The 16,173-nt window shown below is 43.4% G+C and carries 15 protein-coding genes; 7 read left to right on the top strand and 8 right to left on the bottom strand.

From position 1 onward, the window contains the following. The first annotated feature begins 13 nt into the window (after positions 1-13). Positions 14-1,309, top strand: coding sequence for a diaminopimelate decarboxylase (gene lysA / locus ANT_RS07715; RefSeq protein WP_013559952.1), 1,296 nt, complete (start codon positions 14-16; stop codon positions 1,307-1,309). Here the strand turns inward: lysA and ANT_RS07710 are convergent. Then, positions 1,306-4,101, bottom strand: a complete 2,796-nt coding sequence (locus ANT_RS07710) for a helicase C-terminal domain-containing protein (RefSeq protein ID WP_041454825.1) — start codon at positions 4,099-4,101, stop codon at positions 1,306-1,308. The two genes, lysA and ANT_RS07710, sit on opposite strands and share 4 nt — an antisense overlap. Before the next feature lie 97 nt (positions 4,102-4,198). Here ANT_RS07710 and ANT_RS07705 point away from each other — a divergent pair, with 97 nt between their 5' ends. Together ANT_RS07705 and ANT_RS07700 are read left to right on the top strand one after the other, a co-directional pair. Further along, positions 4,199-5,131 (top strand): aldo/keto reductase, encoded by a 933-nt coding sequence (locus ANT_RS07705; protein WP_172634590.1) that lies wholly within the window; start codon positions 4,199-4,201, stop codon positions 5,129-5,131. 62 nt (positions 5,132-5,193) lie between these two features. Further along, on the top strand, positions 5,194-5,736 hold the full coding sequence (locus ANT_RS07700; RefSeq protein WP_013559949.1) for a hypothetical protein: 543 nt from the start codon (positions 5,194-5,196) through the stop codon (positions 5,734-5,736). 34 nt (positions 5,737-5,770) lie between these two features. On the opposite strand, the gene ANT_RS07695 is transcribed toward ANT_RS07700, so the two are convergent. Continuing rightward, positions 5,771-6,508 carry a YceI family protein gene (locus tag ANT_RS07695; protein WP_013559948.1) on the bottom strand — a complete coding sequence of 246 codons (738 nt, stop codon included), beginning with the start codon at positions 6,506-6,508 and terminating at the stop codon, positions 5,771-5,773. Positions 6,509-6,535: 27 nt separating this feature from the next. Between ANT_RS07695 and yqeC the strand changes: the two genes are divergently transcribed. After that, positions 6,536-7,969, top strand: a complete 1,434-nt coding sequence (gene yqeC / locus ANT_RS17010; protein ID WP_013559947.1) for a selenium cofactor biosynthesis protein YqeC — start codon at positions 6,536-6,538, stop codon at positions 7,967-7,969. Here yqeC and ANT_RS07685 read toward each other — a convergent pair. Genes ANT_RS07685 through ANT_RS07675 form a run of 4 tightly spaced genes read right to left on the bottom strand, consistent with a single transcriptional unit; the run spans position 7,954 to position 11,071 of the window. Further along, positions 7,954-9,378 carry a sensor histidine kinase gene (locus ANT_RS07685; protein ID WP_013559946.1) on the bottom strand — a complete coding sequence of 475 codons (1,425 nt, stop codon included), beginning with the start codon at positions 9,376-9,378 and terminating at the stop codon, positions 7,954-7,956. The two genes, yqeC and ANT_RS07685, sit on opposite strands and share 16 nt — an antisense overlap. Next, complete coding sequence (locus ANT_RS07680) at positions 9,375-10,061, bottom strand: response regulator transcription factor (RefSeq protein WP_013559945.1); 687 nt, start codon at positions 10,059-10,061, stop codon at positions 9,375-9,377. Before ANT_RS07680 ends, ANT_RS07685 begins: the two co-directional genes overlap by 4 nt. Before the next feature lie 37 nt (positions 10,062-10,098). Beyond that, complete coding sequence (locus ANT_RS18125; RefSeq protein WP_416210070.1) at positions 10,099-10,320, bottom strand: DUF1858 domain-containing protein; 222 nt, start codon at positions 10,318-10,320, stop codon at positions 10,099-10,101. A gap of 49 nt (positions 10,321-10,369) precedes the next feature. Further along, entirely contained in the window at positions 10,370-11,071 is a 702-nt protein-coding gene (locus tag ANT_RS07675) for a Crp/Fnr family transcriptional regulator (RefSeq protein ID WP_013559943.1), read from the bottom strand. Between the two features lie 94 nt (positions 11,072-11,165). Between ANT_RS07675 and ANT_RS07670 the strand changes: the two genes are divergently transcribed. Genes ANT_RS07670 through lon form a run of 3 tightly spaced genes read left to right on the top strand, consistent with a single transcriptional unit; the run spans position 11,166 to position 15,064 of the window. Beyond that, the gene (locus ANT_RS07670) at positions 11,166-12,566 is read left to right on the top strand and encodes a bifunctional folylpolyglutamate synthase/dihydrofolate synthase (RefSeq protein WP_013559942.1); all 1,401 of its coding nucleotides are present in this window, start codon (positions 11,166-11,168) and stop codon (positions 12,564-12,566) included. A gap of 15 nt (positions 12,567-12,581) precedes the next feature. Beyond that, entirely contained in the window at positions 12,582-13,631 is a 1,050-nt protein-coding gene (locus ANT_RS16810) for an LON peptidase substrate-binding domain-containing protein (protein WP_013559941.1), read from the top strand. Next, on the top strand, positions 13,556-15,064 hold the full coding sequence (lon, locus tag ANT_RS16805; protein ID WP_013559940.1) for an endopeptidase La: 1,509 nt from the start codon (positions 13,556-13,558) through the stop codon (positions 15,062-15,064). Before ANT_RS16810 ends, lon begins: the two co-directional genes overlap by 76 nt. Before the next feature lie 60 nt (positions 15,065-15,124). Here lon and ANT_RS07660 read toward each other — a convergent pair whose 3' ends face one another. Both ANT_RS07660 and coaD read right to left on the bottom strand, forming a co-directional pair. Then, on the bottom strand, positions 15,125-15,586 hold the full coding sequence (locus tag ANT_RS07660; protein WP_013559939.1) for a F0F1 ATP synthase subunit B: 462 nt from the start codon (positions 15,584-15,586) through the stop codon (positions 15,125-15,127). A gap of 70 nt (positions 15,587-15,656) precedes the next feature. Beyond that, positions 15,657-16,172: a pantetheine-phosphate adenylyltransferase gene (gene coaD, locus ANT_RS07655; protein ID WP_013559938.1), complete on the bottom strand. Its 516-nt coding sequence runs from the start codon at positions 16,170-16,172 to the stop codon at positions 15,657-15,659. Position 16,173: the final 1 nt, after the last annotated feature.

Raw genomic sequence — 16,173 nt, 5'->3', positions numbered from 1 at the left:
TTACTTCCTAAAGATGTCTTCAATCTTGCCATTATTTCCAGATAACATGGTTGTTTCTGAGAGAGGTCGTATTAACCTCTCAGGTTTTGATATTCTTGAACTCGCCGAAAAATATTCTACCCCCTTATACATTTACGATGCCCATACAATTTTCCATAATATCGATACGCTGAAAGATACCCTAAAGAAATACTATCCTGGCGAGAGCATAATTACATATGCTGCAAAGGCATATTTTTCATTGAGATTTGCTCAGTTTATTGCCAAGACAGAAGTTGGTATTGATGCTGTTTCAGAAAATGAATTAATTTTTGCTTTAAGAGCAGGGATTAAGCCAGAACGAATCCATTTGCATGGAAATAACAAGACGTATGCTGAACTTGATCATGCCGTTCAGGCAAACATTCATGCCATTGTGATAGACAATTTTGAAGACATAGAAATACTTGAGAGACTTTCTCACAAAAAATCACCTATTTCCGTTTGGATTAGAGTTAATCCTGAAATTGATGAGATTGCTACACATCCGTACCGCAATACCGGACATTCTGTGAGCAAATTTGGATTGACTATTCGCGATGGCCAGGCAGAAACAGCGATCCGGATGTTAATGGCTAATCCGAACTTTCGGTTAATTGGTATTCATACTCATATAGGTTCGCAAATTTTCGACACAGCCCCTTACAAACAAGCAATTGGGGAAATGCTTAAATTAGCCAGAAGATGTAACTGGATACCTGCTGAGGTATGTCCTGGTGGGGGCTGGGGGGTTCCCTACAGACACGACGAAATGATAAATAACAACATAGAGAATTGGATCAGGGAAATTTCCATTGTCATTCAAGAAGAGTATCGAGGGAGTAATTTTCTTCCCCGATTAATTCTTGAGCCTGGAAGATGGATTGTTGCGCGGGCAGGAATTGCGATTTACACTGTAGGCAGGGTTAAACAGTTCTCAAACGGAGAAAAACTGTTGGCTGTAGACGGTGGGATGGGCGATAATATTCGCCCACCCCTATATCAAGCAGAATATGAAGCTATCGTAGCAGAAAATCCTTTAGGTAGTCCTACAACTTGTTATAGGATCGTTGGTAGGTTTTGTGAATCTGGGGATGAACTCATTCATGAAATTGATTTACCCGAAGTTCAGACCGGCAATCACTTAATCTTCCCGGTTTCAGGTGCATATCATCTCAGTATGGCATCGAACTACAACCTGTTCGCTCGACCTGCTGTTCTATGGGTAGAAAACGGGAGTGTCAACGTCCTACAGGAAAGAGAAAATTTGTTTACTGGCTGGTGGGTTTAGAGATTAAGCCAGCGTCTTGCAATTCCGGGCAAGTCCTCACTCCCTCCCACCTTCAGCGTACAGGTGGGTAGACTTTCGATAAAGGCTCTTCCATACCTTTTGGTAAGGATTCTCTTATCCAAGACTACAACAATCCCTCGATCGGATTGTGTACGAATTAGCCTACCAAACCCCTGACGGAATCGAAGGATAGCCTCTGGTAAATGATATTCATTAAAAGGATCCTCAAAAGTTTCCGCTCGTGCTGCAATAATCGGATCCGAAGGTACATCGAATGGTAACTTTGTAATTACCAGCACAGACAATGCTTCACCGGGAATATCTACACCTTCCCAGAAAGCGCGAGTGCCTAAAAGTACTGCTTTATCTGCTTCCCGAAAAGTAGCCAACAGGGTATGAGTTGACGCGCCTTCTCCCTGTTCATATACTAATATCCCCTGATCAGCCAGTAATGGAGTGATAACTTGAGAAGTTTTCTTCAATTGAGCATAGGAAGTAAATAGCACCAGCATTCTTCCCTGGGTTGCTTTGGCAAGACGAACAAGGACTCGCTCCAGTTCTCTCTGGTATCCATTGGCATCGGATGGTTCGGGAATATCGTTCACAATATACAGTAAAGCAGAACTTTCATAATCAAAGGGAGATCCTAAAGCCAATTCATTGGCTTCATCTGCGTATAAACGGTTCCGGATATAATCAAAACCTTCGTTGGCTGTCAAAGTGGCGGAAGTGAGGATTACACTGGACTTCTCATGCCAAATGTATTGCTCCATTAACGGGCCAATGTGAAGCGGGGCACCATTAATGGAGATAGAATTCCCATTTTGCTGGATTTCAATCCAGTATATGGTGTTTTGTTGAGGTTGAGAAATACAAGAATGAATATTCAAGTCCGTTTCTGCCAACCTGCGATATATAGAAGCCAAAGCATCCATGGAGTCCCGGATTTCTTCCCCCATTGCCTCGCCAAACTCGGTACAGTTTTTATAAATCTCGCTGATAAGGTTGAGTAAAAGAGCAAAGGTTTCGTGGCAATTATCCCATTCCACCTCTACATTTGTCCAGGATGGTAATGTACGCACTCCATCCACAATACGTGTTTGTTGTCCATAAGCACCTAAAGGACGTCCATCTCGCTGGTCTTCCAGAAATTCATCAATGGCGTGGAAAAAGTTCTTGATGAAAGTTTCCATCCGGAATGAAAGGTCTGTCACTCTCTCAAGGGATTGAGAAAATACAGCCATATCAGAAGGGCGTAATAAACGCCGTAATTCTGCGAATATCCTGCCAAGCAAGCCTGTAGATGTGCCTCCTAATTCCTTTAAAAGTCGCAGGATATCCGATTGAGTAACTCGAAAACTTAACGCATTGGTTGTAGCACCTTCAAGATGATGAGCTTCATCCACAATCAGGTATTGATAGTCAGGCAACAACCGATTCCCGGTTGCAATATCAGATAATAAAAGAGCATGATTAACTACAATCAAATGAGCGCTTTGTGCTGCTTGGCGGGCGCGGTAAAAAGGACACCCTCCACCAGTTCTGGCAATACAAACCTCTGCTTTGCATCCTTCATCTTCTGCCGAAATGCGATTCCACACTTCGCGTTCTGTAGGTCCATTCAGATTCAGCTCGTTTCTGTCTCCAGTTTGACTACTTAACAGCCAAACCAGGACTTTCGCCAACACTCTCATTTCATCTACTGTTGAAGGACCGCGCTGACGTAGAGCTTCAAATTTTCGAGGGCAAAGATAATTCGAGCGTCCTTTTAGAACAACAGCGCGAAGATCTATGTTAAGAGCATTGCATAGATCGGGGATATCTTTTTTTAGCAATTGATCTTGTAATGTGATCGTATTTGTGGAGATAACTACTCTGGTGTTGTTCTGATAGGCGAAAATTGCGGCGGGAATCAAATAAGCGAAGGATTTGCCTGTTCCAGTCCCTGCCTCAACCATTAAGTGGTATGGAGTGGACAAAGCCTGACATACTTCTCGAAGCATCTCTACCTGTTGTTGACGATACTCATATTGCTCAAAATAATGGGCAAAAGGACCGTGATGCTCAAGCAAACCAGCAATTTCATCTGGATCCAGGGGAACTGGTCTTTCAACAACCTCGGTAGGCGGATAAATGGGCTCGGACAGTGGTTCAAAGAGGTTTTGATGCTGTCTTCTACCTGAAGGCTTTGCTGGAACAAATGCGGATTTTCGGTTCAAAACATCTTGAAAGACGATATACGCATCCCAATTGAGTGGTTCGCTTAGCTGAACAATTTCATTTAAGAGATCTACAGGAAGTTCGCTGGCTTTTTCCAGTAAAGCAATAAACAAAGCATGGGTCACACGAGCATCATCCAGCGCACGATGTGTGGCTGGTAACAAAATTCCCAGAGATTGCGCCAACACCCCCAAATTGTACCGGCTGGCTGTTGGAAGCAACACCGATGCAAGTTCATAAGTATCAATGACATGATTATTCCATAAAATGTGCTGCTTCTGGAGAAAGGAAAGGTCAAAGCGAATATTGTGCCCAACAATAGGACAATTTCCAACGAAATGTGCTAAATCCCCAATAACATCCTGTATTGTTGGGGCTTTCCGAACCATATCATTGGTTATGCCAGTCAGTTGAGTAATAAATGAGGGGATATTTTTTGTTGGTTTAATCAAAGAAGACCATTCTGCTTCAACCCGCCGGTTGGAGAACCTGACGGCGCCAATTTCAATAATACAGTCTTTCTCTGGATCCAGCCCTGTAGTTTCAATGTCAATGGCTACGTACATATTCATGTCTGGCATTATACCTTATGACCCTTAACCATTAAGCGATTTTTATGCAAGTTGCCCTATAATAAGTGAAAATTCGTGAATGGTGCGGAGAGGAAAGATGAATCAACGTTTGGGCAAAGACATCTTTGAAAACCACCTGATGGGAATTGGTGCCTGGGCATGGGGCGACCGCTTTGTTTGGGGATATGGGAAAGGATATTCGCTGGCTGATTTGAGAGAAGTCTTTGAAATATCCATCCGTTCGGGTATTACATTTTTTGATACAGCAGAAGTATATGGCCAGGGAGAATCGGAAAACATTTTGGGACAATTTTTAGAAACCGCTCAGCAAAAGGTGTTCATTGCCACAAAATTCATGCCATTCCCCTGGCGCTTAAGTCGACAAGCCCTTATCAATGCTCTCAAAGGCTCTCTCAGAAGATTACGCTTACAGCAAGTGGATTTGTATCAAATCCATCAACCTTTGCCACCGGTGAATATCGAGACGTGGATGGAGGGGCTTATTGAGGCTGTTCAACAAGGGATGACTCGCGCTGTAGGGGTGTCCAATTACGATGTGGATCAAATGCAAAGAGCATATGATCGCTTGATCAAGGATGGGATTAACCTGGCTTCAAATCAAGTCGAATACCATTTGTTGAATCGTAAAATCGAAAGAAACGGCTTGCTTCAAAGAGCGAACGAGTTAGGGGTTAAGATTATTGCGTATAGCCCTCTCGCCATGGGAGTGCTAACAGGCAAATATTCTCCCGAATCGCCGCCATCTGGAATAAGAGGGGCTCGATACAACTCAAGGGTACTGCGTAAGATTCAACCTCTCATTAACTTATTGCGAGACATTGGAGAGGCACATCATAAGACTCCTGCACAAGTAGCATTGAACTGGGTGATATGTAAAGGTGCGTTACCTATTCCAGGCGCTAAAACCAGAGGGCAAGCAGAACAAAATGCAGGCGCGCTTCACTGGAAACTTTCTGAGGAGGAAATGCTGATGCTGGACGAGATGAGCGAGAGAGTCGTGCAGGAATAAACTCTTTGTGTATTTTGTGATAAGATTTCGTTCCAAATTTCTAAAAAGAGGCTATCAGTAAGATGTCAGAACAAGAACAGATTCGCTATTTACCTTTTCATGCAATCAATGAATTTATGCTGGATGAGTACAGAGAAAAGGTGGTTCGTTTTGTTTTTGAGAACTTAGGTAACTTAAGTTCTTCAAGGAGGAATGGTATTCTTTCTATTTTTAAGAAGCAAGTGAAGATTCCTGGCTTCCGGGATAGTTCACTGGCCCCTCTTCCCCTCAAAATTAAACAAGGCATTGTTTTATTCCAAAAAAATGCTGATTTTGTAGCCCAAGTGCTTCAGGCATGGGTAGAACTGCATCATGACCTGAAAGAAAGAGTACATGCAATGCTCGTATCGCGAGGGTGGAAAAATCTTCTTCCCCCCGAACTCGACCGCTCCAAACTGCCAGGCTTCCAAGTGGAATGGCCTAAGTCTGAAACCTACGAAGTTTTAGACCAGAGTTTTTACGAGCAAAATCCGGGTGTAGAGGCTCCTAACGATGATATTCGCCTCATGGTTGTATGGTTAGTCAACGCCTTACCCTATGAGTTATTCGAGGAAAACAGCAATTGATAAAATAGGTCGAGAGGCATTCTCTCGACCTATTTCACTGTTTGAGAAAGGCAAACTCCAGATTGAGGGTAACCCCATCCTTTACAGTAAGCACCCCTGCTATACTTGGGGGTTCAATTCCCCAATCAGCCATATAGATAAACGTTGTTGCTTTTCCAAGTATTTGATCACCTTTCAACATTGCAGATACATCCCAGGTGACAGGACGGGTTGTTTCCCGAATGGTCAGTTCTCCAATAATCTGAAATTTGATCGTTTCATTTTCCTTTGGGTCTTGTGGAAAATCTTTCACTTCCCTCACGTTGAAACGTGCGAGTGGAAACTTGGCGGATTCGAGCCAGCGGTTTTGTATGGCAGAATCTCTCCGGCTTGAATCGCTCCTCAAGGTTTGAATATTCACCACAAATTCCCCAAATGATATATTTGAAGGATTCCTCAGGTCTATTTCAAGTTCCCCGGTAATCTCACTGGTTTTTCCCACAGCGGTCGCCAGACGATTATTCTGATTCAAAAATGTTTCATCGACGGTATAAGAGATCACAGAATTTTGTGAGTCGATTACAAATTTCACAGGGAAACGATCTTTACCTGTATTGTTTTCTGCAGTAGTTGCAGGCAGATATTCCTCAATAACAGGCGTTTGCACAACAGGAGTAGAGGTGAGTACCGGTAAAGTTGAGTTTACCTGAGAAGAAGAACTTCCAGAAACGCAGCCAGTAATTAAAACCATGAAGGAAACCAAAAAGAGAAGGCAACCGGTAATTTTTTTCATATGTTTTACCTTTGAATAAAATAGGATGTGAAATATCGTAAATTTATCTTACACGATTTGAGTTTTTTCAAACATGAGAGTATATTAAAAAAAATGAGTATATCCAGAACAATGGCTTTACGAAAAGCTCTTAACCTGCCTGAAACTCCCGTTTTGGCAATAGTGGGAAGTGGGGGAAAAACATCGTTGCTTTTTCGCTTGGCAAAAGAATACACTCCGCGGGTAATTGTGTCAAATACTGCACATTTGGGTGTAAATCAAGCCGAGAATGCCGACAAAGTAGTTCAACTCAGAGAGCCTCAGGATATTCCTCGGATTCTAGACGAAACCTTTGATGGCATTCTATTGATTACAGGGTTACCAGATGAGAGGGGAAGATACAGAGGACTGGAGCATACGGCTATTTCTCTCTTGATTGACGTTTGTAAACAAAAACGAATTCCTTTGCTGATAGAAGCAGATGGTTGCCGTGGGAAACCCCTCAAAGCCCCTGGACCGTGGGAACCTCCCATTCCACAGAAAATTGAACAGGTTATTGTGTGTGCGGGCGCTAGTGGATTTGGGAAACCATTGAATGAGGAATGGGTATATCGTTCGGCAGATTACTCGCAACTGGCAAACGTATCCTTGGGAGATTTACTATCTTCTGAAACTATTGCAAAGGTGATTTCTCATCCACTTGGCGGGTTAAAAAATATTCCTGAAAACAGTAAACGATATTTTCTAATCAATCAGGCAGACTCCGTCGAGCAACAAGAGTTTGGAGGGAATGTAGCCATTCGAATACTTTCTAAATTTGACCGAGGTGTTGTTGCAAGCCTGCATGGTACAGAGTATACCAAACCGGTTGAAATTCACCGTGTATATGTTCCTGTTGCCGGGGTTGTTCTGGCAGCCGGGGAAAGTCGTCGTTTTGGCTCTCCTAAAGTACTGATTGAAATAGAAGGCGAGCCATTGGTTCGTCGAATTGCTAAAATAGCCCTTGAGAGTTACTTGCAACCGGTATTGGTAGTAACGGGAGCATATCCAGAAATCTCTTCCAGTTTAAGCAATTTAGACGTCAACATCATTGAGAACCCTTCATGGAAATTGGGACAGTCCAGTTCGGTAAAAGTGGCAATCAGCGCTTTGCCAGAACATGTGCAGGCGGTCATTTTCTTGCTGGGCGACCAGCCATTTATCACATCGTCACTCCTCAAATCCTTATTGCATGCTTTTGCTATCTCACAAGCACCAATTATTGCCCCAAGGGTGAATGGACAAAGAGCAAATCCTATTCTATTCTCTCGAGAGACTTTCCATGATTTGATGAACATGACAGGGGATGCTGGTGGAAGACAAATTTTTGAAAAATTTCCTCTTCAGTTTATCCCATGGGAAGATAAAAAACTATTGTTGGATATTGATACCTTAGATGACTTAGCCAATTTAATGAAACTGATTGATCATTCATCCCCATAAGGAATAAACACCTTAAACGTTGTTCCTTTTCCTTCATCACTGAAAACCTCAATCTTCCCTTGGTGAAGATGAACAATCGACTGGACTATTGCCAATCCTAATCCAGCACCACTTTTTCGTTGGCTTCTTGAGGTATCCACTCGATAGAATCTGTCAAAGATAAATGGAATCTGATTTTTAGGAATACCTGTACCTTCATCTTGAATCACAAAAATGCAATACCTTTCTTCGGATTCGGCTGTGATGAAAATACCTTTTTCTGGAGGGGTATGTTGAATGGCATTTTCTATTAGATTATTCAATGCATGTGTAAGCATGCTCCGATCCGCTGTCAATGACTTGAGATTTTTGCTCGGAAGTCTCATGACTATTCTTTGTCCCTGAGATAGAAGTTTTGCCCTCTCATAGATCTCTTCAATCAAAGGAAGGGGTTCTATTTCTTCTACTCTCAAGATTTTAGTAGGATCTTCTTGTGCTTGATCCAGTCGGGCAAGAAGTAAGAGATTATCCACCAACCTGCTCATTGTTTGCACTTCACGTTCCAGCACGTTTAATATTTCTATCATTTGAAGGAAATTTTTCTCTTCCACAAATTTTCTCAACAAATCCACACTGTTGTTAAACACCATAAGCGGAGATCTCAACTCATGAGAAGCATCCGCAGCGAATTGTCTCATGGTTTGGTTTAATTTTCTTTGGGCGTCGATATCTTCTTCTAGGCGGGTGAGCATTTGGTTTAGCGTAAAGGCTAATTCATTAATTTCAATGATTGAGGTAGTAGATGCTCTTGTATGAAGATCGCCTTCTCTAACTTTTTCGGCTGTTTTCACAAGGTTTTGAATCGGGCGAAGTGAAAAAGTAGAAATACCCTGCGAAATGATCCCAACAAGAAATATTGAAAAACCAATCAGAAGAATTAACCAACGTTGTAGAACTAACAGTTGGGTTTGAATTCCACTTAGGGAAATACTGCTTTCCAAAGTCCCAAGAGCCATACCTTCGGACGACAGAATCGGCGAGAGAAAAACCAAACGGTCTCCCGAGTCCGTATGTATGGTAAGGAACTGGGCTTTTTGATGAATTAATGCGTTTTTATGGATTTCATCTTCTAACCAAGGTCCAGTACCTAATGCGGGGGGGACTGGATTGCCATCTTTATCTTTGATAAATAAATCAGCCCCTAAAGGTCGGATACGCTCTCCCGTCTGGACAGCAAGAAGCGAAAGATTAGAATTCGGATCTAGATTTTCAATTTCCACACGAATAAAACTCGATAACTGTGATTTGGCTTGTTCCATTAAGTATGTTCTTTGAAAACCATATACAATCAACCCGATCAACAATAGAAGAGGAATAAATCCTACAAATAATAGCCCTGTCAGTAAGGTCCTAAAACTGATAGATCTCATTCCTGCTCCTCACGAAGAGAATACCCCAATCCGCGAATTGTTTGAATGAGATTGGGTTCTCCTAGTTTTTGTCGAATGGAGCGGATATATTGTTCAACAATATTTGCATCCCCCCCAAAGTCATATCCCCATACCTTTTCCAGAATTGTTTCTTTGGATAATACCTGACGTGGGTGACGCAAAAAGAGTTCCAGGACTTTTTGCTCTGTAGCCGTAAAATGCAGCAATCGTTTGCCTCGAAAAAATTCATGGGTTTCCAAATCAAAAGACAAGTCGGAAAATATCAGTTGATGAGAAATGGGCAGTCGTCGCCGTAGCCTTGCCCTTACTCTTGCCAGAAGTTCGTCCAGATGAAAAGGCTTAACCAGATAATCATCAGCACCTGTATCCAGTCCTTCTACTCGGTCCTGCACAGCATCTTTAGCAGTGATAATAATGATTGGTAGGTCACTTAACTCTCTAATTTTACGGCATAATGTAATCCCATCCATTTTAGGAAGCATCCAATCTACAATGAGCAAGTCAGGTTTTTTTTCTAGAAATAGCTGGAAGCCTTCACGTCCATCAATGGCAGTTATCACCTCAAATTTTTCCATTCTCAATCCAAGAGCAACTAACTGAATAATTGCAGGATCATCTTCAACCAGAAGAATCGTCAAAGGCCCAGAATCTTTTTCTTGCATACTGCTTTTCCCAAATTGAAGGCGAGTATTTAGTGGATTATTCAGATATATTACCAGAACTTTGAATTAACAACATCACTTGGTCAAAAAATTTTTGAGGGTCTACATAGTGATATAACGCGGCTTCTCTGATCGTATCAAAAATCCCCATTGGACAACCCACACAAACCATATGTTTTTGAACAAACAGAGACGCTACATGGGGATACTGCTTAAGCAACTCGTATATAGTGGTGTCTAAAGTTATTATCGTATTCACATTTTGATTATATCGAGATAAGAAGACACGTGCTTTGTGGATAATCAAACTAAGCCTCAGAATAGGGTAAATCTTCAGCAATGCACATTAATAGATGGGAGTTGACGATAATCACTTTTTCTCTCCGGCTTAGAATTATCCCCTGGTTTTCCCAATGAGAAAGAAATCGGCTTACCGTGTAAAGGGTTGTTCCAATCATTTCTGCCAGATCCTGTCTGGTCAAAGGTAAATTGATCACAATACCTTCATCGCTCTTAACACCACTTTGGGAAGCAAGTCGAATCAGCATTCTTGCCAGGCGACGCTCAACCCTTTGAGTCGCAATTTCCTTAAATCGTTGTTGATATTCCTGTAACCGTTCAGACATTAAACGCATGGCTTGCAAGGCAAATACAGGTACGGTCTTAAGAACTTTCTGAAGAGAATTTTTGTTCCATTTCAAGAGTGTGCTATCCAAGGTTACCTCGGCACTTACCGGGTAAGTGGAACCAGGGACAAGAGCAATAATGGCAAAGAAGTTTCCAGGAGTGACTACATGCATGAGAACCTGTTGCCCTTCTGGGGTAAAGGATATTAATCGTACATGTCCCTCTGTAAGGAAATATAAACTATCGGCTGGATCACCCTGAAAGAACAGATAACTTCCCGCTTCAGCCTTTATCTGTAATGAATTTGCTATCAAAACAAGAAGATCTTCCTCGGAAATATCCAAAAGCAGAGGATTATTCTTTAGCAAGAGATTTTTATCCATGGCTTCCTAAGTTTAACACAAAGGCACCACTCTATCTGGTCTTGCAGAATTCTTCCCTGACGATTACAATGCCACAGGGAGTTATACGGAACAAATGAACGAATATGAAATTTTATACCAAGAATCACTGGATTATCTGTACAGTTTTGTGGATTACAGCCTGACGCGAAATTTCCGCTACACCCCAGATAAATTCAACCTGGATCGAATATTCAAATTCCTGGAACTACTCGGAAATCCTCAAGACAAGTTTTTTGTCTTCCATGTCGCTGGAACAAAGGGTAAAGGCTCCACATCAGCATTGATAGCCAGTGCTCTTAAGGCTGAAGGGTATCGTGTAGGGTTTTATACCAGCCCGCACTTGCAAGATTACACAGAAAGAATCCAGGTAAATGGAGAAGAAATTTCCCGAGAAGATTTTGTTCATCTTGTTGAAGAAATTAAACCCTTTGTTGCCATGGTACCCCAATTGACTACATTTGAAATTACTACAGGAATGGCATTCCTCTACTTTGCCCGCAAAGGATGCCATGTGGCAGTGATAGAAGTGGGGTTAGGTGGCAGATTGGACGCAACCAACGTGGTTACGCCCACCGTTTCAGTCATCACATCGCTTTCCATGGATCACATGAATGTTCTTGGAGATACGTTAGCAAAAATTGCTTTTGAAAAAGCCGGAATCATTAAACCTGGAAAGCCAGTGGTCACTTCCCCTCAACTCCCGGAGGCAATGGCAGTGCTTGAGCAGGTTGCCCGCGAACGAGGTTCTGCATTATACAAAGTAGGAGTGGATTTCCACTTTGCTCCCTGGTCTCATGATTTAGAGGGACAAACACTCTTTGTTTGGAAAGAGGATGAGCAGGACATGGTGAACTCCTTCATCGAGTCCGGAGCTCACACAGATTGGGAGCCTTTGAGATTGCGCATTCCCTTACTTGGATATCATCAAGTACAGAATGCGGCAACAGCCTATGCTGCTTTACAGATCGGGAAAACCTGCGGAGTTCCTGTTTCAGATGCTGCAATTCAGAAAGGTTTTAGTACCGTCTACTGGCCTGGGCGTTTCGAAATTTTGAACAGAAATCCCATGCTCATTGTGGACTCGGCACACAATCGTGATTCCGCATTAAAACTTCGATTAACTCTCGATGATTATTTGCCTGGTAAGCCTGTGATTTTACTTTTCGGGGTTTCTGAAGATAAGGATATTGCTGGTATGCTCGGCGAATTGCTCCCAAGGGTAAAACGGGTTATCACCACACAGTCAGTGCACCCCCGAGCCATGGATGCACAAACGCTGGTAGAATGGATCCACCGATATGGCGTCCGTGCAGAAGCCATCGTCCCGGTAGAAAAAGCTCTGGCTTCGGCAATGGAAATAGCACAGAAATCTGAGGCGGTTATTCTTGCAACTGGAAGTTTGTTTGTTGCTGCTGCGGTAAGGCATGCCTGGCAAAACATGTTACAGCCACAATTCCACCAATCAAATTTGTGATGAACTGGGGAAGTTATGAAAGAAAATTGGTCCGATTCAGACGCAGAAGAATTTGCAAACCATTTACATCAACGGACAGAAGAACTCTACAATATCCCTGACGCAGAACCTGATGATGAAGGGCTAATTGAGTGTTCCGCTTTCATCATGCAGGACATGGTGATCTTCCCCCGAATGATCTCTCCGGTGTTCATTCTTCCGGGTCCCAACATGGTTGCGGTATTAGACGCTCAGGCTAACGATGAAACAATGATCGCCATGTTCCTTCAAAATCCGGATGCTGAAGTTCCTACGCTGGAAGATTTTCTCCCTATCGGCGTGGAGATTGCGGTCGGTAGATTGCTTTCCCTTTCAGATGGAAAAAGTTCTGCATTAATTCAGGGAAGACGGCGGGTGGAGATTGTTGAAATCGTACAGGACGATCCCTACCTGCGGGTTCGGGCACGTCCAATTTACGAGTCTATCGAAGTCAACCGCGAAATTGACGCTTTAATGCGTACCTCCAGAGATTTGTTTGAAAAATGTGTTCAACTGGATCGCAGTCTCCCTGATGAAGCCCATATTTATTCACTGAACATCCCTGAACCAGGGTGGCTTGCAGATATGATTGCTACTGCCATTTCCTTCCCACTCAAGGAAAGGCAAACCCTCTTGTTGCTGGCTGATCCCAAGGAAAGATTGAAGCGCCTTAACTGGTTGCTGGCACAGGAACTGGACGTCTTACAGCTTGAAGACGAAATCCAGAGCAAAGTTCAAAATGAGGTCGACAGAAGCCAAAGGGAATTTTATCTCCGTGAGCAGATGAAAGCCATCCAGACGGAACTGGGTGAAGGCGATATCTGGATGCGGGATATTGCGGAATTACGTGAGCGCATTGAAAAAGCAGGTTTACCCGAGGAGGCGCGCAAAGTTGCCGAGAAAGAAGTAGAGCGTCTTGCTCAAATGCCATCCATGGCGCCTGAGGTGGGAATCATTCGAACCTATGTGGAATGGATTTTGGAGAATTACCCTGGCATCAGCAAACTGAAGATAATCTCGACGTTGAACACGCCGCCAAAGTATTAGATCACTATCATTTTGGCTTAAAAGATGCCAAGGATCGGATTCTTGAGTACATTGCTGTTCGGAGTCTGCAACCAAAAAGACTGCGTCAGCCTATTTTATGTTTTTCCGGTCCTCCGGGAACAGGGAAAACATCCCTGGGCCGTTCTATTGCTGAAGCCCTTGGAAGGAACTTTGTGCGGGTTTCACTGGGAGGAGTGAGGGATGAAGCAGAAATTCGAGGGCATCGCAGGACCTATATCGGCGCTCTTCCCGGAAGAATTTTACAAACGATGCGACGTGCTGGGACAATCAATCCTTTGTTTATGCTGGATGAAATTGATAAATTAGGCGCCGATTTTCGTGGTGATCCAGCCGCCGCGCTGCTGGAAGTTCTTGACCCGGAGCAAAATCACGCATTTTCGGATCACTACCTGGAAATCCCTTACGACTTATCCAAAGTCATGTTTATTACCACCGCCAATTCGTTGGCTTCAATTCCACCAGCATTGCTTGACCGCATGGAAGTGATTGAGTTTCCAGGATACATTGAGGAAGAAAAAGTTGAAATTGCCAAACGATTTCTCATCCCTCGTCAAATCGAGGAAAGCGGCTTGCAGGATAAAGAAGTGGTCTTCAGAGATGCAGCCATACGACGAATTATCCGTGAGTACACATATGAAGCCGGCGTTCGGAACCTGGAACGCGAAATTGGAAGAATGTGCCGTAAGGTTGCAAGGTTGAAATCTCAGAAAAAGCGATATCCTTCTCAATTGACCCCTCATCTGGTGGAAAAATTTTTAGGTCCACCTCAATTCTTTGTATCAGAAGCAGAGAGACAGGATGAAGTAGGGGTTGCCACAGCCATGGCATGGACAGAGACAGGCGGAGAGATTATGCCTGTAGAAGTCCTGATCATGGAAGGAAAAGGTAATCTCCAGATTACCGGGCAGGTAGGAGATATTATGCAAGAGTCTGCCCAAGCCGCTTTATCTTATCTCAAAGCCCACTGTTCCGATTTTGACCTTGACCCCTCCGTTTTTGAAGGTTTGGATATCCATATTCACGTTCCTGAGGGAGCCGTACCAAAGGACGGTCCCAGCGCTGGTATTACTATCGCCACTGCTCTGGCTTCTGCGTTTACCGAGCGCAAAGTCTACCGGGAAGTTGGGATGACAGGAGAAATTACCTTGAGGGGAAGAGTGCTTCCTATTGGAGGGGTGCGAGAAAAAATCCTTGCTGCTCATCGGGCAGGTTTGAAAACCGTGATACTACCTGAGAAAAACAAAAAAGATCTGGTAGATGTTCCTAAAAAAGTGCTTTCAGATCTAAAAATTGTGTTCGTAACTCACATCGATGAGGTCTTCCGAGTAGCCTTGCATCCTTCCAGTGATAATCCTGTGCAACCTCGCTGGAAGGCAAAGAAAGAAGAGAAAAACGAGGAAGAAGAGGAGTAAAAAAACGGGACTGTCTGAACTGAATCGGACAGTCCCGTTTTTCTATGAATACCAAACTGGTTATTCTTCTGGAGAGCGCCGCTCGCTTTGCAGGGTGCGCACACCATTTCGTACTTGTGTCAAAATCCGTTCTAATTCAGCTTCCAAGCGTGTTAGCGACTCCAAAACATAGTCATCCGCCTCTTTGCGGATATTGGCTGCATCCACATGGGCTTGTTGAATAATTTGCTCTGCTCTTGCTTGGGCTTCTGCCACGATAGAATCTCTGGATACCAGTTGTTCACTTTTTTCGCGAGCCAGGGCAATTGTGCGATTGGCTTCTTCCTGCGCCTGTGCCAGAATGCGGTCTCTCTGAGCAAGAATCTGCTGGGCTTTTTTGATTTCTTCCGGAATGGAGACACGCATTTGGTCAATGATGTCCAGCATTCGATCCTCATTAACCAGTACACTGTGGGTTAGAGGAAAAGGACGACTTTCGTTAAACAGTTCTTCGAGCCGATCTACCAGGTGCAGGATATCCATTTATTTCCTCCGTGACCTTTTACGATCTATCCGATGCAAGTTTCATACCGATATTATATGTAATTTTCCTCTAATCCCTTACAGGCATGGGTAATTGCAAAGAAGGGGTTTGTTTTAATTTGTCTTTCAAAGCAATCTCCACGTGAGGTGGTACCATACTGGAAATATCTCCCCCCAACGCGGCTATTTCTCTCACTGTGCTTGAAGAGAGAAAGGTATGTTCCTCATTTGTAATGAGAGCAATAACCTCGATATCGGGGGCAAGGCGGTGATTGGCAAGTGCCATACGAAATTCGTACTCAAAGTCAGAGAAAACCCGCAAACCCCTTACAATTACCTGTGCACCATTTTCCCGACACGCATCTACGGTTAATCCGCGATACCCTATTACACGAATCTTTTCCTGCCCGAAAAATGCTTGCTTAACCAGTTCCATTCGTTCTTCTGGGCTAAATAACAAATTTTTCAATGGGCGATCATACACAGCAACAATTAACTCATCAAAAAGATTTGAGGCACGTAAAGCAATATTCATGTGCCCATAATGGATCGGGTCGAAAGTTCCAGGAAAGAAGGCGCGTACCATA

Source organism: Anaerolinea thermophila UNI-1, from assembly GCF_000199675.1.
In the GTDB taxonomy this organism is placed as follows: Bacteria; Chloroflexota; Anaerolineae; order Anaerolineales; family Anaerolineaceae; genus Anaerolinea; species Anaerolinea thermophila.
This window is presented reverse-complemented; position numbering and strand designations above follow the sequence as displayed.